The 23,111-nt window shown below is 72.0% G+C and carries 20 protein-coding genes; 12 read left to right on the top strand and 8 right to left on the bottom strand.

The genetic code is table 11. The features are described from left to right. Nucleotides 1–7: 7 nt before the first annotated feature. Entirely contained in the window at nucleotides 8–409 is a 402-nt protein-coding gene (locus AC0OO9_RS03795; protein WP_484515615.1) for a thioesterase family protein, read from the bottom strand. Between the two features lie 73 nt (nucleotides 410–482). Here AC0OO9_RS03795 and AC0OO9_RS03790 point away from each other — a divergent pair, with 73 nt between their 5' ends. Further along, the gene (locus AC0OO9_RS03790) at nucleotides 483–2,117 is read left to right on the top strand and encodes a class I adenylate-forming enzyme family protein (RefSeq protein WP_484515613.1); all 1,635 of its coding nucleotides are present in this window, start codon (nucleotides 483–485) and stop codon (nucleotides 2,115–2,117) included. Nucleotides 2,118–2,129: 12 nt separating this feature from the next. Here AC0OO9_RS03790 and AC0OO9_RS03785 read toward each other — a convergent pair whose 3' ends face one another. Both AC0OO9_RS03785 and AC0OO9_RS03780 read right to left on the bottom strand, forming a co-directional pair. Further along, nucleotides 2,130–3,623 carry a class I adenylate-forming enzyme family protein gene (locus AC0OO9_RS03785; RefSeq protein ID WP_484515612.1) on the bottom strand — a complete coding sequence of 498 codons (1,494 nt, stop codon included), beginning with the start codon at nucleotides 3,621–3,623 and terminating at the stop codon, nucleotides 2,130–2,132. Further along, entirely contained in the window at nucleotides 3,620–4,759 is a 1,140-nt protein-coding gene (locus AC0OO9_RS03780) for a zinc-dependent alcohol dehydrogenase (protein WP_484515611.1), read from the bottom strand. The genes AC0OO9_RS03785 and AC0OO9_RS03780 overlap by 4 nt, the downstream gene beginning before the upstream one ends. 103 nt (nucleotides 4,760–4,862) lie before the next feature. On the opposite strand from AC0OO9_RS03780, the gene AC0OO9_RS03775 reads away from it, so the two are divergent. The 7 genes from AC0OO9_RS03775 (at nucleotide 4,863) to AC0OO9_RS03745 (ending at nucleotide 9,920) form a co-directional block, all read left to right on the top strand. After that, nucleotides 4,863–5,423: a 2-oxoacid:acceptor oxidoreductase family protein gene (locus AC0OO9_RS03775; RefSeq protein WP_484515609.1), complete on the top strand. Its 561-nt coding sequence runs from the start codon at nucleotides 4,863–4,865 to the stop codon at nucleotides 5,421–5,423. Further along, on the top strand, nucleotides 5,420–6,499 hold the full coding sequence (locus tag AC0OO9_RS03770) for a hypothetical protein (RefSeq protein WP_484515607.1): 1,080 nt from the start codon (nucleotides 5,420–5,422) through the stop codon (nucleotides 6,497–6,499). The genes AC0OO9_RS03775 and AC0OO9_RS03770 overlap by 4 nt, the downstream gene beginning before the upstream one ends. Beyond that, a complete protein-coding gene (locus AC0OO9_RS03765) occupies nucleotides 6,496–7,278 on the top strand; it encodes a thiamine pyrophosphate-dependent enzyme (RefSeq protein ID WP_484515605.1) in 783 nt (260 codons plus the stop codon). The genes AC0OO9_RS03770 and AC0OO9_RS03765 overlap by 4 nt, the downstream gene beginning before the upstream one ends. After that, complete coding sequence (locus tag AC0OO9_RS03760) at nucleotides 7,275–8,006, top strand: GntR family transcriptional regulator (RefSeq protein ID WP_484515603.1); 732 nt, start codon at nucleotides 7,275–7,277, stop codon at nucleotides 8,004–8,006. The genes AC0OO9_RS03765 and AC0OO9_RS03760 overlap by 4 nt, the downstream gene beginning before the upstream one ends. Next, a complete protein-coding gene (locus AC0OO9_RS03755; RefSeq protein WP_484515601.1) occupies nucleotides 8,003–8,278 on the top strand; it encodes a 4Fe-4S dicluster domain-containing protein in 276 nt (91 codons plus the stop codon). The genes AC0OO9_RS03760 and AC0OO9_RS03755 overlap by 4 nt, the downstream gene beginning before the upstream one ends. Before the next feature lie 406 nt (nucleotides 8,279–8,684). Beyond that, nucleotides 8,685–9,146: a tetratricopeptide repeat protein gene (locus AC0OO9_RS03750; RefSeq protein ID WP_484515599.1), complete on the top strand. Its 462-nt coding sequence runs from the start codon at nucleotides 8,685–8,687 to the stop codon at nucleotides 9,144–9,146. Nucleotides 9,147–9,425: 279 nt separating this feature from the next. Next, complete coding sequence (locus tag AC0OO9_RS03745; RefSeq protein WP_484515597.1) at nucleotides 9,426–9,920, top strand: GNAT family N-acetyltransferase; 495 nt, start codon at nucleotides 9,426–9,428, stop codon at nucleotides 9,918–9,920. 40 nt (nucleotides 9,921–9,960) lie between these two features. Here AC0OO9_RS03745 and AC0OO9_RS03740 read toward each other — a convergent pair whose 3' ends face one another. From AC0OO9_RS03740 to AC0OO9_RS03720, 5 genes are all read right to left on the bottom strand, one after another. Further along, on the bottom strand, nucleotides 9,961–10,497 hold the full coding sequence (locus AC0OO9_RS03740; protein WP_484515595.1) for an RBBP9/YdeN family alpha/beta hydrolase: 537 nt from the start codon (nucleotides 10,495–10,497) through the stop codon (nucleotides 9,961–9,963). 38 nt (nucleotides 10,498–10,535) lie between these two features. After that, complete coding sequence (locus AC0OO9_RS03735) at nucleotides 10,536–11,015, bottom strand: SRPBCC family protein (RefSeq protein WP_484515593.1); 480 nt, start codon at nucleotides 11,013–11,015, stop codon at nucleotides 10,536–10,538. Next, the gene (locus tag AC0OO9_RS03730; RefSeq protein ID WP_484515591.1) at nucleotides 11,012–11,374 is read right to left on the bottom strand and encodes a metalloregulator ArsR/SmtB family transcription factor; all 363 of its coding nucleotides are present in this window, start codon (nucleotides 11,372–11,374) and stop codon (nucleotides 11,012–11,014) included. The genes AC0OO9_RS03735 and AC0OO9_RS03730 overlap by 4 nt, the downstream gene beginning before the upstream one ends. Nucleotides 11,375–11,434: 60 nt before the next feature. Then, nucleotides 11,435–12,310, bottom strand: a complete 876-nt coding sequence (locus AC0OO9_RS03725) for an alpha/beta fold hydrolase (protein WP_484515589.1) — start codon at nucleotides 12,308–12,310, stop codon at nucleotides 11,435–11,437. Between the two features lie 579 nt (nucleotides 12,311–12,889). Beyond that, nucleotides 12,890–13,354, bottom strand: coding sequence for a DUF1801 domain-containing protein (locus AC0OO9_RS03720; protein ID WP_484515587.1), 465 nt, complete (start codon nucleotides 13,352–13,354; stop codon nucleotides 12,890–12,892). Nucleotides 13,355–14,366: 1,012 nt separating this feature from the next. On the opposite strand from AC0OO9_RS03720, the gene AC0OO9_RS03715 reads away from it, so the two are divergent. The 4 genes from AC0OO9_RS03715 (at nucleotide 14,367) to AC0OO9_RS03700 (ending at nucleotide 23,107) form a co-directional block, all read left to right on the top strand. Next, the gene (locus AC0OO9_RS03715; RefSeq protein ID WP_484515586.1) at nucleotides 14,367–14,972 is read left to right on the top strand and encodes a YdeI/OmpD-associated family protein; all 606 of its coding nucleotides are present in this window, start codon (nucleotides 14,367–14,369) and stop codon (nucleotides 14,970–14,972) included. A gap of 947 nt (nucleotides 14,973–15,919) precedes the next feature. Next, nucleotides 15,920–17,344: a lyase family protein gene (locus AC0OO9_RS03710; RefSeq protein WP_484515584.1), complete on the top strand. Its 1,425-nt coding sequence runs from the start codon at nucleotides 15,920–15,922 to the stop codon at nucleotides 17,342–17,344. Between the two features lie 93 nt (nucleotides 17,345–17,437). Further along, a complete protein-coding gene (locus AC0OO9_RS03705) occupies nucleotides 17,438–19,738 on the top strand; it encodes a pyridoxal-phosphate dependent enzyme (RefSeq protein ID WP_484515582.1) in 2,301 nt (766 codons plus the stop codon). Nucleotides 19,739–19,747: 9 nt separating this feature from the next. Continuing rightward, the gene (locus AC0OO9_RS03700; RefSeq protein ID WP_484515580.1) at nucleotides 19,748–23,107 is read left to right on the top strand and encodes a fatty acyl-AMP ligase; all 3,360 of its coding nucleotides are present in this window, start codon (nucleotides 19,748–19,750) and stop codon (nucleotides 23,105–23,107) included. Nucleotides 23,108–23,111 lie beyond the last annotated feature (4 nt).

Raw genomic sequence — 23,111 nt, 5'->3', positions numbered from 1 at the left:
TGGCTCCTCAGGCCGCCGTGGCCCGGATCAGGGTCTGGGTGACCTGGCCGTCCCCGATGACGCGGCCGGCGACGGAGGCGGTCACGTCGAAGGTGATCCACCGGCCGGCCACGGTGGCGACGGTCGCCACCACGTCGACCCGGGCGCCGCCCAGCGCCGGGGCACGGTGGTGCACCCCGATCCAGGTGCCCACGGAGGAGGCGCCGGGAACGAGGCGGGGGCGCAGGATGTCGGCGGCGGTGTTCTCCAGGAGCCCGATCAGGGCGGGGGTGGACAGCACCGGTGGCGAACCGGGCACGTGGTCGGTGAGCATGCCGGCGCCGACCTCGAACGACCGGTGGATCCGGTCGCCGGGCCCGACGGCGGCGGTCAGTAGATCGACCGTCTCCGGGGTTCGCCAGATCTGCATCCCGCCTCCTTGACACGTCTTGTCGTACGGCCACAGAATGCCATAAACAAGCGCTTGTTTGGTAGGGGTGATGATGCAGGTGAACGAGGTCGCGGCTCTCTTCCCACCCGGAACGGCCCCGGCCGCCGGCAGCGCGCACGAGCGCTACGTCGCGCAGCGGCTGGCCGAGGTGGGTCGGTGGGGCGACGACACCCTGGTCGACCGGGTACGCCGGCACGCCGGCCTGATCGGCGGGCGGGCGGCCTTCGCCGCGGGGGCCGACCGGGTCACCTGGCAGGGCCTCGACGACCTTTCCGACCGGCTCGCCGCGGTGCTGCTGCGGCACGGTCTCGCCCGAGGTGAGCGGGTCGGCGTGCTGCTCCCGGACGGCGTCGCGGTGCACGTGGCCTACCTGGCCGCGCTGAAGGCGGGAGTGGTGGTGGTCGCCGTCGGGCCGCGCGCCGGCCGGCTGGAGGTCCGGCACCTGCTCACCACCAGCGGCGCCACCGCGCTGATCAGCCATGCCGAGCACCGGGGCACGCCGGTCGCCGGGCTGGTCGAGGGCCTGCCGCTGCGGGTCCGGCTGGAGCTGCCGGCGACGGTGACGGAGGCGGGCTGGCCCGGCCCGACCGACGCCGAGCGGGCGCTGATCGCCGAGCGGACCCTGGGCCTCGGCGACATCCACCTGCTCAACGGCACGTCCGGCACCACGGGCATGCCCAAGTGCGTGGTGCACAACCAGAACCGGTGGATGTACTACCACCAGCTCGCCGTCGAGGCCGGCGCGCTCACCGGTGACGACGTCTTCCTCACCCTGATCCCCGCCCCGTACGGCTTCGCCCAGTGGACGGCCAACTTCACGCCCACCCTGCTCGGCGCGCCGACGGTGGTGATGCCCCGGTTCGACGCGACCGGGGCGCTGGAGCTCATCGAGCGGGAACGGGTGACCGTGCTCTGCTGCGTGAGCACGCAGTTCATCATGATGCTGAACGCCGTCCCGGGCCGCTACGACCTCAGCTCGTTGCGGTGCATGTTCACCGGCGGCGAGGCGGTGCCCTTCGAGCGGGCCGCCGAGTTCGAGCGCCGTACCGGTGCCCGCGTGCTCCAGTTCTTCGGTTCGAACGAGACCGGGGCGCTGTCGCGTACCACGATGGACGACGACATCGACGCGCGGCTGCGGACGGCGGGCCGGGTGATCGACGAGATGAACGTCCGGCTCTTCGCCGAGGACGGCACCGACGTCACCGCCGCCGGCGGCCCCGGCCAGGCGGCCTGCGCCGGGCCGGCGACCTGCCTCGGCTACTTCGCCGACCCGGCGGCCAACGAACGCCTCTTCACCCCCGACGGGTGGATGCTGACCGGGGACATCTGCACCAGCGACGCGGACGGCTACCTGCGGGTGGTCGACCGGAAGCAGGACTTCATCATCCGGGGCGGCAAGAACGTCAGCGCGGCGGCGGTGGAGGACCAGGTCGGCTCGCACCCGGCGGTCGCCATGGTGGCGGCGGTGGCGGTGCCCGACCCGACGTACGGCGAGCGGGTGTGCGCGGTCGTGGTCCCGCGTCCCGGTGCCACGCTCGACCTGGACGGGCTGCGCGCGCACCTCGCCGACCGGGGTGTCAGCAAGGAGAACTGGCCGGAGCGGCTGGAGATCGTCGACGACCTTCCGCGCGGCTCCGGCGGCAAGATCGCCAAGGCGGAGCTCCGCGCCCGGCTCCGCGCCGGTTGACCTCGCCCGCCGTCACGAGGTGCCCCGCAGCGACTCCCGGATGCGCGACCGCTGCACCTGACCGGTGGCGGGGGTGCGCGGGATGGCGGGCAGGAGGACCACCCGGCGCGGCTGCTTGAAGCCGGCCAGCCGACCGGACACGTGTCCGCGTACCGCGCTGACGTCCGGCGGGGCCGCGCCGGGCGCCAGCACCAGGACCGCGCAGACGACCTCGCCCCAGCGGTCGTCGGGCAGGCCGACCACGGCCACGTCGACGACGCCGGCCAGACCCCGCAGCGCGGCCTCCACCTCGACCGGCGAGACCGACTCGCCCCCGGTCCGGATCACCTCCCGGACCCGGCCGGTGAGGTGCAGGTAGCCCTCCTCGTCCAGGCGGCCCAGGTCGCCCGAGCGGTAGGCGCCGTCCGGCAGGGCGGCCGCCGTCTCGGCGGGCAGCCGGTGGTAGCCCGACATCAGCGCCGGGCCCGTGACCAGCACCTCGCCGACCTGTCCGACGCCCTCGGCGGCGACCCAGAGGGCGCCCGGGAAGGCCGGCCGGCCGACGCTGCCCGGCTTGCGGGCCAGGTCCGCGTCGGGCAGGGCGCTCATCCGACCGGCCTCGGTGGAGCCGTACAGGATGGTCGTGGTGGTGCCGGGCAGCCGCTCCTTGATCCGCGCGACCAGATCGGCCGGCAGGGCCGAGGTGCCGGTGTCGGCGTGCCGCAGCGAGGTGAGGTCGGCCCGCCGGTGCTCGCCGTCGAGCAGCCGTTCCCACACCGCCGGAATGCAGTAGAGCGCGGCCGGCCGTTCGGTGCGGACCACGTCGATCAGCCGGGCCGCGTCGGCCCGGGGCACCAGGTGCACGGCCGTCCGGTTCTGCCACGCCTCCAGCACGTAGTGCCAGCCGCCGTAGTGGTAGAGCGGGAAGCTGCACAACACGCCGCCCGGGCCGCGGATCGTGGCGGTGAAGGTGCCACCGCCCGGCGCGGCGCGCAGCCAGCTGGCCCGGTGGCTGACCAGCGCGCCCTTCGGCTGGCCGGTGCTGCCGCTGGTGAGGTAGATGATGTGCGGGTCGGTGTCGGCCAGCCGCTCGGCGCCCGCCGGCGCGGTGGCCGCCGCCCGGGCGGTGAGCGCGTCGAGGTCGGCACCGGCGCCCGGCGCCCCGCCGAGGCCGGCCAGCGGTGGACCCGCCGGCGCGTCCGGCCGGTCGCTGACCAGGAGGCGGGGCTCCAGGTAGTCGAGCACGGTCGCGGTCTCGACGGGGGAGAGGCCCGGATTGAGCGGTACGAAGACCGCCCCGAGGCGGGCGCAGGCGACGAAGCCGTCGAGGGTACGCAGGGTCGGCGCCGCCGACCAGGCCACCCGGTCGCCGGGCCGTACCCCCAGCCCGGCGAGGGCGTTCGCCGTGCGGTTCGCCTGCCGGTCCAGCTCGCCGAAGGTGATCCGTCGGCCGCACAGGGTCGCCGCCAGGGCGGTCGGTGTCATCCGGGCGGTCAGCCGGACGATCTCGCCGATCAGCAGGCTCACGGCTGCCCCCAGTCGATGCCGAGCCGGACCTGGGCGGGGTTGATCGCGCCGTACGTCGTCTTGTCCCGGGTCATCCGCACCGCCTCTGGGATCGACTCGATGCCGGTCAGTTGATGCGTCACCAGGGACTCCACGTCGACGTCGGAGCGGGCGACCAGGCGCAGGGCCTGGGTGAAGACGCTGCCGGAGGGGGAGTATCCGCCGGCGCCGGAACGGGGATGCAGCAGGGAGACCGCCCGCTCACGGAGCAGGCCGAGGGGCGCCGGCACGCCGTCGGGCAGCACCGAGACGCCGACCACCCGGCCACCCCGGCGGGCGCAGCGGGCGGCCAGTTCCATGGTGTCCACGCCGGCCAGGCCGTGCCCCGGTGACCCGCCGGCGGTCTCGACGACCACGTCCGCGCCGACGCCCCCGGTCGCCGCCAGGATCGCCGTCAGCACCGGATGGTCCCCCTCGGTGCCGTCCGGGGTCGCGTCGATGACGAGGTCGGCGCCGAACCGCCGTGCGAGGGCGAGCTTGGCCGGGCTGCGCCCGCTGACCGCGACGAGGCCGGCGTTGCCCCGGCGGGCGACCTGGACGGCGAGCAGGCCCATCACGCCGGCGCCGAGGACCAGGACGCTCTCGCCCGGCGCGACGGCGGCCAGGGCGTGGGCGTGCAGCGCCCCGGCGAGCGGCTGGATCGCCGCGCCCGCGGTGGCGCTCACCCCGGCGGGGACGGGCACCACGGCGCTCTCGGGCACGACCACCCGCTCGGCCAGCGCCCCCGGGCGGGTGAAGCCCAGGAACTCGGGCCGGACGCAGGCGTCGGCGCGGTCGTGCCGGCAGGCGGCGCAGCGCCCGCAGGTAAGCGTCTCGACGGCGGTGACCCGGTCACCCGGCCGGTAGCGCCGCACCCCGGCGCCGACCGCGCCGACCACGCCGCAGAACTCGTGCCCACCGAAGCGGACCGGGCCGCCCGCCAGCGCCCCGGCCAGCCGCCGGTGCAGGGCGATCGGCTCACCGGCGATCAGCATGCACTCGGTGACGCTCGGCTGCACGCACGCGACATCGATCAGCACCTCACCGGGGCCGACCTCCGGATCGGGCACCTCGTCGACCCGGAGGTCGCCGAAGCCGTGCAGGACGGCGGCGCGCATCGTGCTCCTTCCGACGGGCGGGGTCGGGACGGCCCTTGCCTAGCCGATTGAATTTTGTATCTAATATCCAAACAAGGTCAAGGACTCAGCTGGGGAGGACCGCATGGAGCGTGAACTCGTGGTCACCGGCGTCGGCGGCCAGGGCATCCAGCTACTCGCCAAGACCCTCGCCCTCGCCGCCACCCGCGAAGGGCGGTACGCCATGCTGACCGCCGACTACGGCGGCGAGATGCGCGGCGGCCCCTCCCGGGCCGGCGTGGTGATCGGCGACGCGCCGCTGCGGAGCCTGCCGGTGCTCGCCGCCGCCTGGTCGGCCATCGTCGTCCACCACCGGTTCAGCGAGCCGGCACTGGCGCGGCTGCGCCCCGGCGGGCCGGCGGTGGTGAACGTGCCACTCGTCGACCCGGCGAGCCTGCCCGACATGACTGTGTACGCGGTGGACGCCAGCGCCGTGGCGAAGTCCGTCGACGCGCCGCAGGCGATCGGGTTCGTGCTGCTCGGGGCGTACAACGCGGTCGCCGGGGCGGTCGACCCCGAGGCGCTGGTCGAGGCGATGACCGAGCTGCTGCCGCCGTACCGCCGGCAGCACGCCCCGGCCAACGCCCGGGCGCTCGCCGCCGGCGCCGCAGCGCTGGCCGGCACCCCGGTGGGGGTGACGTCGTGACCCGGCAGTTGCTGGAGGGCAGCGCGGCCATCGCGGCGGCGGCGATCACCGCCGGCTGCCGCTTCTTCGCCGGCTACCCGATGTCGCCGTTCACCGGCCTGCTCGAGAGCATGTCGCGCGAGCTGCCGGCGGCCGGTGGGGTGTGCGTCAACGCCGAGAGCGAGATCGAAGGGGTCAACATGGTCCTCGGCGCGGCGGCGGCCGGCGCCCGGGCCGCCACGGGCTCCTGCGGCCAGGGGATCGCCCTGATGCAGGAGACGGTCGCCGAGGCGGCGCTCAACCAGACCCCGTTCGTCGTCTTCAACATGGCCCGCAACCAGCAGGACTACTTCCAGTGCACCCGCGGCGGCGGCTGGGGCGACTACCGCACGATCACCCTCGCGCCGAAGGACGTCACCGAGGCGGTCGCGCACACCCAACTGAGCTTCCACCTCGCCGAGCTGTACCGCGCCCCGGTGATCCTGTACGGCGACCCCCTGATCGCCCAGACCCGGGTCTCGGTCACCGTCGCCCCCCAGGACCACGGGCCGCTGCCGGAGCGGGACTGGGTGCTCGACGGCACGGGCGGCGGCACCGGCAAGTCCCGCCAGGTCTGGACCTGGGCGATGGGCAAGGCGACCGACCCGGGCCCCGGCCCGGACCGGCACTGGCGGGCGGTGGCCGACAAGTTCGACGCCATCGCCGCCACCGAGGCCCGGTACGAGCAGGCACACGTCGAGGACGCCGAGACGGTGGTGGTGGCCTTCGGCACCGCGGCGCTCTTCGTCGAGTACGTGGTCGAGCAGCTGCGCGCCGAGGGCCACCGGATCGGCTGGTTCCGGCCGGTGACCCTGTGGCCGTTCCCCGGGGACGCGCTGGCCGCCGCCACCACCGGGACACGCCGGGTGCTCGTGTTCGAACTCAACGCCGGGCAGATGCTAGACGACGTCCGCATCCACGCCGCCGACCGCTCGGCCGTCCGGTTCATCGGCGGGGTCAGCATCGCCGAATCCGGCCTCGCCTACGGCGACCTGATGGACGCGCCGGCCATCCGGGACCGGATCCTCGCCGCACTCACCGGAGGTGCCCCCGCATGACCCGGGAACAGATCGTCATCGACACGTCGGGCCCGCCCTCGGTGCCCGCCCGCAAGGTGGCCGACCCACGGCCGTCCCTGCTCCTCGGCGAGCACTCGCTCTGCCCGGGCTGCGGCGAGCCGGTCGCGCTGCGGCTGCTGCTGGAGGTCCTCCAGGAACTGGACATCGTGCAGCGGACCATCGGGGTGGTGGGGCACGGCTGCTACGGCAGCTTCGTACGGATCATGGACGTCGACGTGCTCCAGTGCCTGCACGGCCGGGCGCCCTCCTGCGCCACCGGGATCAAGCGCGTCCGGCCGGAGTGCGCCGTGTTCACCATGCAGGGCGACGGCGACATGGCCAACGAGGGGCTCCAGGAGGTCCTGCACGCCGCCGCCCGGGGCGAGAAGATCACCTGCGTCATGCTCAACAACGGCGTCTTCGGCGACACCGGCGGCCAGCTCACCGCGACCACCGTGCTCGGCCAGCGGACCAAGACCAGCCTGGCCGGTCGGGACGCGGCGGCGCACGGCTACCCCATCCCGGTGGCCGACCTGGTCGCGGGGCTGCAGGGCAGCGCCTACGTCGCCCGGGGCGCGGTATCCACCGCCGGCGGGGTGGCCCAGACGAAACGGATGCTGCGCCGCGCCTTCGAGACGCAGCTCTCCGGCGCCGGGTTCAGCCTCGTGGAGATCCTCACCATGTGCCCCACGGGATGGTTCGTGCCGGCCGGCGAGGGTCCCGGATATCTTGGCGGCTCGCTGGAGCAGAGCTATCCACTCGGGGAGTTGGTCACGTGACACCACTGGTGCGGGCGAAGGCGGGCGAGGCCGTCGCCGGACACATTCTCGGGCTGCTCTTCGACGGCACGCTGCGCAGCGGTGACCGGATCGACCTCGACAGCATCGCCACCACCCTCGACGTCAGCCGGGTCCCGGTCCGGGAGGGGCTGATGCAGTTGGAGCGCGACGGCCTGGTCAGCATGCCGCACTACCGGGGCGCGTTCGTCTCCGCCTTCGACGCGGGCACGGTCCGCGAGGCGTTCGAGCTGTACGGCATGCTGAGCGCGCTGACCAGCAGCCGGGCCGCCACGTCCGGCGACGCCGGGCTGCGCGAGACGCTCGACAAGCTCATCGAGGCGCTGGGCGGCTGCGACCAGGTGGACGAGTTCGAGCGGCTGGCCCGGGAGTTCCGCAAGGTGGTCAACCTCGCCGCCGCCGGGCCGCACCTGAGGGCACTGCTGCGTACCTTCAGCGGCCTGGTGCCGGTCGCGGCCAGGTTCTCGATCGAGGACGCGATGGACGAGGAACGGGCCGCGTTGCGCCGCGAACACGCGGCGCTGACGGCCGGCGATCCCGAGGCCGCCGCCGAGGCGAGCCTCGACCACGTGTTGATGACGGCCGAGAACGCGGTGCGGGCGCTGCAACGACGCGGCGTCTTCGCGGCGGAGGCCGCGCCGCCCGCCACCGGGGACCGGGACCGACTGCTCGGCATCGTGCGGGCCACGACCGGAGGAGTACGCCAGTGACGGCACCGGAGAACGCGACGAGGAGCAGCCGGGGCACCCTGGTCATCGACGTCGAGAGCTGCAAGGGCTGCGAGCTGTGCGTCATCGCCTGCCCGCCCGAGGTGCTGGTGATGTCCGACGAGGTCAACGAGATGGGCTACCGGTTTCCGGAGCTGACGCCGGGCTGCACCGGCTGCACCGCGTGCCAGATGGTCTGCCCCGACTTCGTCTTCTCGGTCTACCGGCTCACGCCGGCCAGGACGGACGGGGGGCCGGAGCGCGTCGCCCGATGACGCTGCCGTCTCCGCCGCCGGGCAGGACCCGTGACGCCCCACACCTGTCACTTCGCGCCCGATCGCCAGCCGATCACCGCGAACCGGGCCCCTCCACGCCTGCGCGTCCCGGTCCAGTTGTAGGAAGCCGTACGCCGGTCTGCCAGAAGCCGCCGACGGCCGTCCGCGATGTCAGCGCCACGCACCCGGCCCGTGGGGTTCCCGCCGCGGCACCGTCTCGTCTGGTGTCCGTTCTCAGTGCACCTGACCCGGTCGGACTGCGCTTCCCTGGGCGGATCACTTTCGAGTGAGCTTGCCGGTGATGTGCTCGCGGGGGAGGCCGTGGGGCGGCTCGGCGGTCTGTCGCTGGGTGTCGAGGCAAGTACGATCCGTGCCGTCGTCGAGATGAGCCCTGCAGGAGTAGCTGATGATCACCGATGAAACCCTCGCTCGCATCAATGAAGGGGTGCAGTTGCATCATCAGCAGGGCCAGCGTGAGGCTGCTCGCGACTTGTTCGCGCAGATCTGGGACGAGATCGGCGGTGAGCGAGGCGATCCATTGCATGTTTGCGTTCTGGCGCATTCGATGGCCGATGTGCAGGACGACGTGCACCAGGAGTTGGTCTGGGACGAGCGGGCGCTGGCAGCGGCCGGCTTGCTCACGGATGACCGGCTTGCGCGGGCTGGAGTGCCGATGTCGGTGGCCGCTCTGTATCCGTCGTTGCATCTCAACCTGGGTGAGTGTTACCGGAAGCTTGGCGATCCCGGCCGTGCCCGCGAGTGCCTCCAGCGTGCGCAGGCGGGGATCGGCGCGCTTGGCGATGACGCGTACGCGCAACTGATCAAGGGCGGTCTGGATCGGCTGGCGCAGGAACTGACCTCCAAGTAGGCGCGCGCTGCCGAGGAGCGCTTCTGGCAGCCGGTCGCTGGGCGGCGAGGTGGCCCTGAGCGGCCAAGGAGCCCGAACATCTCAGCCGAAGTCGGCACTTGAGATCAACTGGCGATGAACGAATGAAGTTGGCGGTATCGGGCGAGTACGCCCGCTGGATCGCAGCCCTGGCCCGCTCCGCCGGACCGGTCGGCGGCAGTGGGTTGGGCCGGCCGACGTACGGCCCATGCGACAGGAACCAGGTTGCCTGGTCCCCACACCTGCGGCAGCCTTCGCGACGTGATCGAGACGCGTGTGCTCACCGAGGGCGATTGGCAGACCTGGCGGGATCTGCGGCTCGCCGCGCTGGCGGAGGCGCCGTACGCCTTCGGCTCCCAGTTGGCCGACTGGCAGGGGGAAGGCGACCGGGAGGAACGCTGGCGCGGTCGGCTGGCCATTCCCGGCTCATACAACGTCGTGGCGACGCTCGACGGGCATCCCGTCGGCATGGCCAGCGGCGTGCCGACCGATCAGGATCGCGTGGTCGAGCTGATCTCGATGTACGTGGCGCCGGTGGGACGGGGCCGGAGTGTGGGCGACCACCTCGTGCGGGCGGTCGAGCAGTGGGCCCGACGGGTTGGCGCGAGGACTCTGCGCCTGGCCGTGGCGGAGGACAACAGCAACGCCTGGGCGCTCTACCGGCGCAACGGCTTCCGTGACACGGGTGAGCTCGGCGACCTCATGCCCGACGGTCTGCGTAGGGAGCACGTCATGGCCAAGGAACTCACCGCCTAGCGGACCGGTCCGACGGGTCGGTGCCGTCGCGCCGGCGGCGTCAGGGGACGAGCCGGTCGAGCAGCTCGAACCGCTCGTACGGCTGGTCGTAGTCGCCGAAGTGCCCGTCGTCGCGCACGATCTGGGTGCCGCCGAGCCGCTCGAACATGGCGCGTCCCTGCCGGTCGTCGCAGCCGTACGGATCCTCGCGGGAGTTTATGAAGTAGATGTCCCGTACGTGCGACCGGATCGCGGCCCAGTCGTAGTCCTGCTGGAGGACCGGTTCCTCCTCCGTGTTGGGCCGCGTGCAGTACCCGGCGACCAGGATCGCCTGGGCGACGGTCACGTCCACGTGTTCCAGGAGCGCGAGCAGGAGGGCCGCGCCGCCGGAGTGGCCCACGAGGACCGTGTCCTCGTCGAAGCTGTGCCCGTTCAGCACCTTCGGCAGGAACGTGGCGATCGGCTCGACGTTGATGCCCGGGTGGTGCGGCACCTCGACGGCGTATCCCCGGGCCGCGAGCCGCCCTGCCAGCCAGGGATACCAGCACGCGTCCGGGTTGCCGCCGGTCCCGTGGAAGATGATCGCGCTGCGCCCCACCGTGCCCCCTTCGGATCGACGTCCCGATCACACCACCTCTATCGCTGTGCTTCGAAGTGCTCCTTCATCGCGGGGTAGTAGTCGTCGAAGTCCGGCGCCGGCCGGCCGTCGCGCGAGGCGGCCAACGCGTCCAGGTAGTACTCCCAGCCCGGTCCGACCTCGCCGACGCCCTCCGTGCCGGTCAGGTGCTGCGTGAACCGGAGCTCGGTCACGCCCGCACGTTCGACCAGCACCAGGTCCAGATGCCAGCCGCCGTGCTCGTCCACCGCGGAAACCGCCAGCCGGCGCGGCGGCTCGCACGCGTCGATGGTCATGTCCATCCAGGGCTCGCCCTCCTCGTACGCCATCTGGACCTTGATCGTGCGTCCCGGCGCGGCGTCGCCCTGCCACGGGCCGAACCAGCGTGCCGTGCGAGCCGGGTCGGTGAGGCTGGCCCAGACGTCCGCCACGGGAGCGCGGAACGTGCGGGTCAGCACGAGGTCGTCGCCGATCAGTCGGCCGGTGGGTGTGGGGCTCATGCGGTCTCCTTCTCCGATGGGTGCCGCCCGGCGGCCGTCTGCCGCTCGCGGCGGGTGCGGTGGACCTCGGTCTCCAGCGCGTCGAGGCGGTGCTGCCAGCCGGCCGGGCGCGTCAGCCGTCCCAGCCACCCGGTCAGCTCGTCGAGCGGCGCGGTGACCAGCGTGTAGACACGCCTGCGTCCGTCGGCCGTGTCGCGCACCAGGCCGGCCTCGCGCAACACGCGCAGGTGACGGCTGACGGCCGGCCGGCTGATCACGAACCGGTCGGCGATCTGGCCGGCCGAGAGCGGTGCGTCGCGCAGCATCAGCAGGATCTCCCGCCGAACCGGATCGGCGATCGCGGCAGCCACCTCGTCCACGCCGAAAGGGTAACCACACTGTTACGCTTTCGGCAACGTCGCGTCCGCGGGTGGACCGGCTCACGCGTTGTCGCGCACGAACGCCCGCATGAGCTCGGCGCACTCCGCCGCGTGCGTCTCCAACAGGAGGTGGCCACCGTCGTAGATGTGCGCGTCCAGGCGCTCGAGAACGCGGTGGTAGGCGAGGACCTCGTCGACGTCGAAGTACGCGTCGTGCCGTCCCCACAGCACGAGCGCCGGCGGCTGGTGAGCGCGGTGGTATTCCGCGAGTTCATCGAAGCGGGCGACGTGGTTGGCGTAGTCGGTGAACAGCGCGAACTGCGCGTCGACGTTGCCGGGCCGGCTCATGCGCTCCCAGTCGAGGTGCCACGACTCGGGAGCGTGCAGGGCGCGCAGCCGTTCGGGCAGCCCGGCCAGGTACTGGTCGCGGGTGCCGGCGAAGTTCAACCAGTCCGGCAGATCGGCGCGCGTGGCGTCGGTCGGGTCGGCCCAGTAGGCCCGGGCGCTGTCCCACTGCTCGCCGAGGCCGTCCTGGTGCGCGTTGCCGCTCTGGACGATCAGGCCGCGGATGCGGGCCGGGGCGCGGGTGGCCAGGTGGTATCCCACCGGCGCGCCGAAGTCGTGCAGGTAGACGAAGAGGCGCTCGATCCCGAGCTGGTCGAGAAGTCGCTCGATCGTCCAGGAGAGGTTCTCGAACGTGTAGTCGTACTCGTCGACGGTGGGTGACGCGGACATCCCGAAGCCGGGCAGATCCGGCGCGATCACGTGCGCGACGTCGGCGAGGGTGGGCATGACCTCGCGGAACGTGTGCGACGAGGAGGGGAATCCGTGCAGCAGCAGTACCGCCGGCTGGCCGGGACGCCCGGCCTCGCGGAAGAACACCTCCAGTCCGTCGACGTCGGCCCGTCGATGGCGGACCTTCTGGACGGCCCGCATGGCGTCCTCCTCCCGGCTGCATCGGCTCCGAGTCTGATGAACGTGGTGCCGGTGGTCACCGTCGCGTCCGGCTACGGCCGCGAGGATCAGATGTACGCCGAACAGCAGCGGGACGCCGACACCGCCCAGCCCATCGTGCCGGACCCGAACCGACGTTGCCCGGTCATCTCGACATCCGTATCCGGATCTGCCGCGATCCGCGCGGCCCGCGATCTCCAGCCGGGAGGTTCCCCGATGCCGAGGGCCTCGGTGAGTTCGACGATCCCGTCCCCGAACGGACCCGGGCGCTCCTCAAGTGCGCTCGCGAGTCGATCGGGGCTGGCGACGAGGCCCGCCTTCCCGGCCCAGCGCAGCAGGGGACGAAGATCGACCTCGGCGCGACGCCCCCGGCGAGCGTTGCTCGATGCCGAGCAGCGTGGGCGCGGCTCACCGGACGTCGGACATGCGTCGTCCACGGCAACCCCAACGACGACGAGTGCGCGGTCAGGCGGCTCGCCGACGTCCGAGCGGCCTGAGCAGCCGGGTTGAAGACAAGGAGCAGGAACGAGCACCACGATCTTCCGACCGTGGGCCGGCCCCTCACGACTGCTGCGTTCCCGCTGCGCGCCGTACGATGTCGCCGAGCTGCTCCCACGCCTGCTCCGTCGGTTCGGTGAGCGCGTACGAGGTCGGCCAGAACCCGCCCTCCTCGTCGAGGGCCGCCTGCGTGCTCACGCCGAACGTCGAGTAGCGCTCCTTGTCCATCTGCCCGCTGCGGAAGAAGACCACGACCTTCCCGTCCCTGGCATACCCGGGCTGGCCGTAGTAGAGCTTGGGGGCGAGATCCGGCGCGACGGTCGTGACGATCGCGTGCACACGCTCCGCCATTTCCCGGTCTCCGTCGGGCATCCGCGCGATCTTCGCGAGCAACTCCGCTTCTTCGGCGGCGGCCTTCTCCGCGCCCTTCGTGCGTCTGGCCCCAGCTCTCAACTCCGCCGCACGCTCCTTCATCGCGGCCCGCTCCTGCGTGGAAAACCCTCCTGCGGCAACGTCCTTCTTCGTCATCGTCGTTTCTCCTCGACGTCGTACGGCTCGTGTTCCGTCCACGCTAACGGCGGTGCGTTCGACATCACTTCTCGATTCCTGATCACTCACACCAGCTCTTCTTCCGCAGGCTCTCCGGCAGCAAGAGGACAGGTTGAGGTGCGTGGATCCGCCGGAGAGATGGCGTCGTGATGCGAGTGCCCGGCGACGGGTACTGCCCTCGTCCTGCGTCGTGGTACGTCCGCCGAAACGTGCTCGTGCGGCCTGCCGGGCAGGGCCACCATTGGCTCCGTGACCAGCTTCCCTGCGCAGGCGCGCCGCGTTCACGACAGCACCATCCCGCCACAACGTCGGCTCTAGGCGTTGCGCGAGTGCACGCTGCACTGTGCTCCGTACGGATTCCGCGCCACCTGGCACCACCTGGTCGTCGCCGCACGTATCCCACGCAGGCTCACCGATGACCTCGGCGCACTCGTGCGCGCCGCCGAAGAACTGCAGCGGGCTCGCGACGTGGTCCTGCCACGTGCGCAGGAGTACGCCGTCCAGCGGCGTCGAGAGAAAGTGGCTGGCAGGCGAGCACCACGGACGCCGCCGCCCTGGAACTCGTGGGGCTGGCATCGAATCGCCTACTGTCCTGACCCTGAGCACCACCCCACGGCACCTCTCGCCACGGTCGTCCAGGCGGTCCTCGATCGCTACGCTGCCGGAGTCAGCTCCGACACACACTGCCTCGCATGCGGCAACGAGCGGCGCCGCCCGGGCCGCGCATGCCCGACCTGTGGCGTCCGGCCCCGCCGCGCGCTGGCATGGCTCCCCGGCGGAGGACCACTGGCAACGGATCTGGCACCGCGACCTCGACGACCGACCAGGATCCCTCGCCGATGACTCTGGCGGGCACTGATCTGCCGCCGAGCGGATCCACGACGTGTCCTCGTACGCGGCTGCCGCCGGCGGCATGCGCGCCGGCAGCCCGACGAGCCGGGCCGTCCCACACGCTGAGAGCGCGGTCACAGTGCAGCGATAGCCTGCCGTCATGGTGAGCGCCGAACTGGATGAGTTGATCGTCGTGGACGCCGAGGCGCTGCGCGCGTGGTTGTCGGCCAACCACGCCACGTCGCCCGGTGTCTGGCTCGCCCTGACCAGGAAGGGCGGCACGGTCACGACGCTGACCTGGCAGCAGGCGGTCGACGAGGCCCTGTGTTTCGGCTGGATCGACGGGCAGGCCCGTAAGCGGGATCAGGAAACCTCCTGGATCCGGTTCACCCCGCGTAGGCCCCGCAGTTCCTGGTCGCAACGCAACGTCGCCCACGTGGCCCGGCTGGAGGCGCAGGGGCGGATGCTGCCCTCCGGCTGGGCTGCGGTGGAAGCCGCGAAGGCGGACGGGCGGTGGGCGGCCGCCTACGCCCCGCCGTCGGAAGCCGAGGTGCCGGAGGACCTCCTCGCCGCCATCGCTGCCAACCCCGCCGCCCAGGCCATGTTCGACGTGCTCACCAAGACCAACCGGTTCGCTCTCATCCACCGCGTCAACGGGGTCAAACGGGCGCAGACCCGCGAGCGGAAGATCAGCGAGTTCGTTGCCATGCTGGCCCGCCACGAGACGATCTACCCGCAGAAGGCCAAGCCGCCGCCCTCGCCGTGATCGGCATTGTCATGATCATGGACCCTGATCTGGCCGCGAACGGTGCCGGGATGGGCTGGCTCCACGTTGCGGTCAGCCGCGGAGTTCTCGCGGTCGATCAGCCCTCGCTGGCACGGATACGAAGGTGGGACTCCGGGCAGGCCATGGGGTCACAGGCGCGACGCTGACGAACCGCACAGGGCTTTGGGGCCATGAGGCGTACGACCAGGCGGGGTGGCTGGCCATGCTCGCCCGCACGGTCGGTAGTCGCGTGGACGACTTTCAGTCAGCGTCATCGACGGAGTCTGGAGTTCTGCTTGAAGGTGCCACGTGGAGGCAGGCGCTGTCTCCGTGTCGGCTGGCGAGGGGGCGGGGTCGACCAGATCCCCTGACACGCTACGAGTTTGCACGTGCCAATGGCACTCGTTGGTCCTGGCCGTGAGCCTGCCAGCAGTATCAATGGCCGTGGGCGGCCCCGGCCGGGGGAGGATCTCCCACCATCGTCAGGGTGCCCAGACGGGTGGCCTCGGAGCCGGGTGCTGTGAAGAGCAAATACGACCTGGACCAGACATAGCGCGCGAAATGCAGTCCCTTGCGGGGCATGAGGCGCGCGGCTAATCTCGCCCCATCGAAGACCGCGTATTGGCGCGAACTGCCGTTTCACGCTCCATTGCCTGCACGATTTCGTAGTCGCTCCACGGGGGAGTTGGTTCCATGTCTGCTGACGGCAAGCGTCGAATTCGTCCAGCGCCGCCGATAGCGCCTTCCTTGTGAATCGTCGCACCCACCTCAGGTGACTGTCCTTCATTCGAGGCGGTCCGATCCGCAGGCGATGTCACGCGCCCCAGGGTGCGGATTCGGGTTGCAGTCCGGCCGTGCAACTCCGTAACGGGGGTCTTCAGTTGCAACTCGTTCCCGAGGGCTCCGCCCTGATGTCAGGACGGTTGTCCAGTGGCCCGTCCCGTCAGGTGCATGACGAAATCCTCCGACCCCAGTTCGACTTCGACATGACTCACCTGCTTCCCCACTATCTCGCTGTGGAAGTGGTTCTCCTGCTCGAGTACGAGCGGATGGGGGTCATCACCGGCGATCAACGGCGCGACATCGCGGACAGACTTGGCAGGATCGACGAATCCACGCTCAGCGCCGACCCCGCCACCAACATGTCCGACACGTCGATGGCCATCGAGCAGTGGGTGCATGGTCAGTTGACCGAGCCGGTCCCGGCCTGGCACGTCGACCGCAGTCGTAACGACTCTCAGGCGACCGCACACGCTCTCGCGGCACGCGAGTGGTTCGGTGGGGCGGCGGAGGACCTGCTGGGCCTCGGTGCGGCCGTCCACCGACTCGCCAACGGTACGACCGATCTGCTGATGCCGGGATACACCCACCTCCAGGCGGCTCAGGTGATCACTCCCGGCTTCTACCTGGCCGCCCTATCCCAGCAGATTCTGCACAACCTGCGCCGCTGGCTCGCCACCTATGACGGCAACGACCTCTCGCCGCTCGGCGCGGGCTCGATGGCCGGCCAGCAGTTGCCCTGGGACCGGGACCGCATGGCGCACCTGCTCGGCTTCGCGGGACCGGTTCCGCACGCCCTGACCGCCGTGGCGTCCCGGTCGCTGGCCTTGGAGATGATGGCGGAATTCTCCATTCTGGGCGCCGAACTGAGCCGCTTCGTCACCGATCTCATGACGTGGGGCAGCAACGAGTACGCCTTCATCGACCTGCCTGACGAGCTTTCCGGCATCTCGGCGGCGATGCCGCAGAAGAAGAACTTCCCGATCCTGGAGCGGATCCGCGGGAAGCTGGCGCATCTCGGCGCCTTCGGTGTGGACATCGTCCTCGCCCAACGCTCGACGCCCTATTCCAACATGGTGGAGGTGTCCAAGGAGGCGACCGCGAACCTCCATGTCTCCGTCTCCACCACGCGGACGGCCCTGCGGCTCTTCTCGACCGTCGTCGACAACCTGCGTTTCCGGTCCGACCGGATGCGGGAAGCCTGCCGGCGGGAGTATCTGGGCGCGTTCGCACTGGCGAACGACCTGACCCTCAACGACGGGATTCCCTGGCGCGACGCCCAGATCGTCGTCGGGCAGTACATCGCCGCCGCCATCTCCTCCGACATCCCGCCCCATCCCGGAGACCCCGGGCTGTTGGTCGAGGTCGCCGGCCGGCACGGATACCAGGTTTCCGATGCCGCACGCGTGCTCGCCGGCGCCTTCGACATCGAGAACGCAATTCGTGGAAAGCGGTCGACGGGCTCGGTCAATCCGCAGGAGTTGGCCGACCTGCTCGCCAACCAGGCGGACGAGTTCCGGCTCCTCCGGCAGCAGTGGGACGACCGTCGTGAACGGCGAGGTTCCGCTCGGGCACCGCTCGGGCGTCGATGAGCGTCGAATCGGGGGAACAGTGACGATCTTGAGTGGAGCAGCCCGGGTGGGCGCGAGCGACGTCGGCACCCACGGACGATCGGGGGCCAGCGCGTGATCTTCCAGAACGTCGTCGACGCCATCGGGCACACGCCGTTGATCAGGCTGACGATGGATGCCGACCCGCGGGTCGAGGTGTACGCCAAACTCGAACTTCAGAACCTCTTCGCGATGAAGGACCGGGTCGCCCGCTACGTGATCCTCGAGGCCAGACGGCTGGGCGTACTCCGACCGGGCGCGCCGATCGTCGAGAGTTCCTCCGGCACGATGGCGCTGGGAGTCGCCCTCGTCGGCACCGCCCTGGGTCATCCGGTGCACGTCGTCACCGACCCCCGGATCGATGCCGTGACCCTCGCCAAGCTGCGCGCCCTGGGCTGCCAGGTGCACGTCGTCGACCAGATGTCCAGCCGGGGCTGGCAGGGCGCCCGCCTCGAACGGCTGCACGAGCTCCTCGAAGCCCTACCGGGCGCGTTCTTTCCCGAGCAGTACCGGAATCCGGACAACCCGGGTGCGTACCGGTCCCTGGCCGGGGAGCTGCTGGGGGACCTCACCTCCTTCGACGTCCTGGTCGGGGCGGTCGGCACCGGTGGATCGCTGTGCGGCTCGGCCCGGGCGCTGCGACGCGCGCTGCCGGAGCTGCGAGTGGTGGGGGTGGACTGCGTGGGCAGCGTGCTGTTCGGTCAGCCGGACGTGCCCACCAGGTTGCAGGGCGGCCTCGGCAACAGCCTCGAGCCCGCCAACCTGGACCGTCGCCAGATCGACGAGGTGCACTGGCTCAACGACCGGGAGGCGTTCGGCGCCACCCGCGACCTGGCCCGCGAGCAGCAGATCTTCGGCGGCAACACGTCGGGCTCGGTCTACCAGGTGTTGAAGGACGTGGCTCGCCGGGCGGAGCCCGGGACCCGGATCGTCGGCATCTTCCCCGATCGCGGCGACCGGTACGCGCAGACCGTCTACGACGACGGATGGGCCGCCGACCGCCTGCACGAGATGGACGCGGCGGACCGGCCGCGCCCGATCAGCCCCGCCGAGGTCGCCGTGAGCTGGTCGCGGACGGACGACGTCCCACGCACGGACGGCGAGCGCTACCTGTTGTTCCTGGAGGCGAACACGAGCGGGACCGGCGTGCTCGCCCTGAGCGTCGCACGACGGATGGGGCTGCGCCCGGTGCTGCTCACCGACCGTCCCGACCGCTACCCGGGCCTCGCCGACACCGACTGCGAGGTCCTCGTCTGCGAGACGCACGACCTGCCGGCCCTGCGCTCGCTCATCCAGGGCAGGTTCCGTCGTGAACAGCTCGCCGGGGTGACGACGACGAGCGACTTCTACACCGTACTCGCCGCCGAGCTGGCCGACTGGCTGGGACTGCCGGGCAACCCGCCAGCAGCCGTGGCCGCCTGTCGGAACAAGGCCCTGCTGCGGGAGGCGCTGCGGGACAGCGGGATCCGGCAACCCCGCTTCGTCGCGGTGACGGACCCGGCACGGGCCGCTGCCGCGGTGCGCGAGGTCGGACTGCCGTGCGTGGTGAAGCCCGCGGACGACTCCGGATCGAACGCCGTGCTGCTCTGCGCCACCGTCGAGGAGGCGACCGCGCACGTGGCGGCGGTCCTCGGGATGCGCGTCAACGTCCGGGGCATGCCGACCGCCCGCTGCGCACTGGTCGAGGAGTACGTGCGGGGTGCCGAGTTCAGCGTCGAGGTGTTCGGCGAGAGCACCGGGAACCGCTGTCTCGGGATCACCGAGAAGCGGGTGACCGGTGGGCCGTACTTCGCGGAGCTCGGGCACGTCTTTCCCGCGGACCTGCCGGCGGACCAGGCGACCGAGATGGTGGATGCCGTCCTGCGGGCGCTCGCCACGGTCGGGATGTCGCACGGGGCGACCCACACCGAGGTACGCCTCACGCCGTCCGGCCCGGCCATCATCGAGATCAATCCCCGCCCGGCCGGCGGGATGATCCCCGAGCTGTACCGCCTCGCCACCGGCTCCGACCTGCTCGCCGCGCAGCTGGCCGCCGCCGTCGGGGGACCGACCCGGCTCTCCTCGACCACCCACGGGTACGCCGCGATCGAGTTCCTGGTGGCTCCCCGGCCCGGGACGCTCCGGGCTGTTGCGGCCGGGGCGGAGATCGAGTGCCTCGACGGCGTCGAACAGGTGACCGTGACGGCGTCCCCCGGCACGTCCGTGCGGCCACCGCAAAACGGCTACGACCGCCTGGGGCACGTCATCGCCACGGGCTCCAGCAGAGCGGAGGTCGTCCGCCGGATCCGTGCCGCCGTGGACCAGGTCCAGCTGCTGGTCGACGAGGACAGCCCGGACGCCGTCAGCGACGAAGCGTCCCTGGCCCCGGCCCACTGAGGGACGACCATGACGCACACCTCGCTCATCGCGGCCCTGTCGGCCTGGGCGGACACCCGGGCGGACGACCCCGCGCTGACCTTCGTCGACAGCGCCGGGGCGACGACCACCACCACGTACGGGCAGCTCGACGAGGGCGCTCGTACCGTGGCCGGCCACCTGCGGTCGGTCGCCGAACCGGGCGACCGGGCGCTGCTGCTCTTCCCACCCGGCCTCGACTACGTCACGGCCTTCCTCGGCTGCCTCTACGCCAACGTGGTCGCGGTGCCGCTCTACCCGCCGGGCCCCCACGCGCGCCTCGACCGCGTCACCACCGTCGTACGCGACTGCGGAGCCACCCACGCGCTGACCACCGCCAAGCTGGTCGAAGCGCTGTCGGGGCTGGCGGCCGAGCCGGGCGGACCGGCGGTGCACCCGATCGAGGCGGTGCGGGCGCAGGCCGCTCCGGTGGGCCCCCACCGGCCGGCGCCGGACGACCTCGCCTTCCTCCAGTACACCTCCGGATCGACGGGCGATCCCAAGGGGGTCATGGTCGGGCACGGCAACCTCACCGACAACCACCGGGCCATCGCGGCCGGCTTCGGGATCGGCACCGACGACGTGGTGCTCAGCTGGCTGCCGATGTACCACGACATGGGGCTCATCGGCACCACGTTGCTGCCGCTGTTCGTGGGCGTGCCGGCGGTCCTGCTCGACACGTTCGCGTTCGTCCGGAATCCGCTGCGGTGGCCGGCGGAGGTGTCCCGGTTCAGGGCGACCCTCTCCGGTGGACCCAACTTCGCCTATCAGCTCCTGGCGGACCGCTTCGACGCCGGGCTGCTCGACGGGATCGACCTCAGCTCGTGGCGGGTCGCCTTCAACGGCGCGGAGCCGGTGGACAGGCGGACGATGGACGCGTTCTCCGCCGCGTACGCGCCGCTCGGGTTCGACCGCCGCGCGTTCTATCCGTGCTACGGACTGGCGGAGGCGACGCTCTTCGTCAGCGGCCCCGAGGCGTCGACCGGCTACCGCGCCGGCACCTTCGACCGGCACGCCCTCGAGACGGGCCGGCTGACCGGGGCGACCGGGGCAGCGGGGACGGACCCGGTCACGCTGGTCTCCTGCGGCACCCCGCCACCGGGTACGACGGTCGCCGTGCGCCGCGCGGACGGCGCACCCTGCGCGGCGGGCGAGGTCGGCGAGATCTGCGTGAGCTCCGGCGGGGTGGCCGCCGGGTACTGGGGCAGGTCCGACTCCGCCGCGACGTTCGCCGCCACCGTCGGCGGCCAGCAGGGGACGTTCCTGCGTACCGGGGACCTCGGCGCGATGTACGACGGCGAACTCTACGTCGCGGGGCGCCAGAAGGATCTGATCATCCGCGCGGGCCGCAACTACCACCCGCACGACATCGAGGCCGTCGCCACCGCGGGCGACGCGCACCTGCGCCAGGGCGGCGCCGCGGCGTTCCAGTCGGAGACCGGTGACCAACGGGTGGCGCTGGTGGTCGAGGCCTCCCGCAGCGGGCTGGCGCGGCTGCTCGCGGACCCCGCGCTGCTCACGTCGCTGACCGGCGGGCTGCGGCGTCGGGTGGCCACCGAGTGCGGGTTGGACCTCGACGACGTGGTCGTCGTCATGCCCGGCGCGATACCGAAGACCTCCAGCGGGAAGGTCCGCCGGCGGGCCACCAGGGAGCAGTTCGTCGGCGGGCGGCTCAAGCTCGTCGTGCCGGCGGTCCCGTCCGCAGCGCCCGGGCGGGCCGCCGCCGACACCCACCCCGGCGACCGGTCCCTCGCGGTGGAACAGCTCGTCCGGCGGTACGCGAACCTCGAAGGGTCCGAGTGGGACGCTTCGCTGCCGCTGGCGGCGCTGGGACTCGGTTCGCTGCGTCTGATCGAACTCAAGGCGGCGGTCGAGCGGTTGGTGGACGGCACCCTGGACGCCGAGCTGTTCTTCGGCGACCGGTCGGTGGCCGAGCTGGTCGCCGCCGCCGCGAGCCCCGGCCCGGCCGCCGTGCCGCTGCCGGCGCAGACCGGCGCGGTGAGCCCCGCCTCGGCCGGCCAGGTCGAGCTGCACTTCTACGACGAGGTGTCGCGCGGCAACCGGGCGAACAACCTGGCGATCGCCCTGCGCCTCTCCGGCCGTGTCGAGGAGGAACTGCTGCGGGCCGCGATCGACGAGGCCGTCGCTCGGCACCCCGCGCTGCGCACGACGCTCGGACCGCTCGGGTCCGGCGTCCAGACCGTGCACGGGCAGGGCACGGTCGACTGGGAGTGCCGGGCCTTCCCGGACGGCCCCGACGAGGCGGTACGCGCCTACCTGCACGAGCGGGCCTACCGCCCCTTTGACCTGGTGAAGGGCCCGTTGGCGCGGGTGGGGGTGGCGTACCCGCCGGACGGCACGGTGCTTCTCGTGGCGTGTCACCACGCGGTCGTCGACCACTGGTCGCTCCAGCTCCTGCTCGCCGAGATCCTGCCCCGGATCACGGGCGGCGACGCCCCGCCGGCCACGGCGGGACCGGGCGCGGCGGACGCCACCGACTGGGCCCGGCTGCAGCAGCAGGCGCGCCTCGATCCCGACCGGCGCGACCGGGTCACGGCCCTGGCGGAGAAGTGGCGGCCACTGCGTGACCTCGTACTCTTTCCGCAACGGCCCGCTGGCGGCGGGTCTGCACGACGACGGCCGGACCCGGACCGGCACCGGGCCGGCTGGCTCGACTTCGAGGCCGACCCGGACGTCGTACGGGCCCTCCACCGGCACGCGGCGCGGCGCGGCTTCACCCCGTTCGTCTCCCTGCTGGCCGCCTACGTCCAAGCCCTGCACGAGGTGACCGGCGAGCCGCGGATCGTGGTCGGCGCGCCGCACCACGGGCGCACCGACCAGCGCTTCGCCGGCACCGTCGGCTACCTGGTCAACATGGTGCCCATCCTCGGCGACCTGACCGACCGGCCCGATCCGTCGGCACTCGAGGAACGCCTGTGGCGGGAACTGCGGGCGGCACTGTCGACGGCGGACGTTCCCTTCAGCGACCTGGTCCGGGCACTCGCCGCGGACCGGCACGGCCAGAATCCGCTCTTCCAGGCGACGCTGACGCTCCAGCAGCCGGTGGACGGCGGCGACGTCGGGTTGTCCGTGCCCTGGAGCCGACGGCGGCGACGGATCGGGTCCCACGACGTCGAGACGGTCGACGTGCCGCCCGTGGACGTCGCCTACGCGACGAGCCTCTACGGCGCCCTCGACGCGGGCGGACTCACGTTCCGCCTCGTCCACCAACGCACCCTCGTGTCCGCGGAGACGGCAGCCGAGGTGTGCCGGCGGTTCTCCGAGAACCTCGCCCGGCTGGTCCGGCGGCCGTCCACAGCACTCGCCCACGACCCGGTTCGACTCAGCTAAGGCG

The sequence above is a fragment of the Micromonospora sp. USAFONa4 genome (assembly GCF_057197825.1).
The sequence above is the reverse complement of the archived record's forward strand: the minus strand, read 5'-3'. Positions and strand labels throughout refer to the sequence as shown.

Bases quoted from the DNA above. Each gene is read 5' to 3' on its own strand.
- AC0OO9_RS03720 (WP_484515587.1), bottom strand. From the start codon at position 13,354: ATGACGAAGAAGGACGTTGCCGCAGGAGGGTTTTCCACGCAGGAGCGG.
- AC0OO9_RS03715 (WP_484515586.1), top strand. From the start codon at position 14,367: ATGGTGAGCGCCGAACTGGATGAGTTGATCGTCGTGGACGCCGAGGCG.
- AC0OO9_RS03700 (WP_484515580.1), top strand. From the start codon at position 19,748: ATGACGCACACCTCGCTCATCGCGGCCCTGTCGGCCTGGGCGGACACC.
- AC0OO9_RS03765 (WP_484515605.1), top strand. From the start codon at position 6,496: ATGACCCGGGAACAGATCGTCATCGACACGTCGGGCCCGCCCTCGGTG.
- AC0OO9_RS03735 (WP_484515593.1), bottom strand. From the start codon at position 11,015: ATGAGCCCCACACCCACCGGCCGACTGATCGGCGACGACCTCGTGCTG.
- AC0OO9_RS03790 (WP_484515613.1), top strand. From the start codon at position 483: ATGCAGGTGAACGAGGTCGCGGCTCTCTTCCCACCCGGAACGGCCCCG.
- AC0OO9_RS03775 (WP_484515609.1), top strand. From the start codon at position 4,863: ATGGAGCGTGAACTCGTGGTCACCGGCGTCGGCGGCCAGGGCATCCAG.
- AC0OO9_RS03725 (WP_484515589.1), bottom strand. From the start codon at position 12,310: ATGCGGGCCGTCCAGAAGGTCCGCCATCGACGGGCCGACGTCGACGGA.
- AC0OO9_RS03750 (WP_484515599.1), top strand. From the start codon at position 8,685: ATGATCACCGATGAAACCCTCGCTCGCATCAATGAAGGGGTGCAGTTG.
- AC0OO9_RS03780 (WP_484515611.1), bottom strand. From the start codon at position 4,759: ATGCGCGCCGCCGTCCTGCACGGCTTCGGCGACCTCCGGGTCGACGAG.
- AC0OO9_RS03795 (WP_484515615.1), bottom strand. From the start codon at position 409: ATGCAGATCTGGCGAACCCCGGAGACGGTCGATCTACTGACCGCCGCC.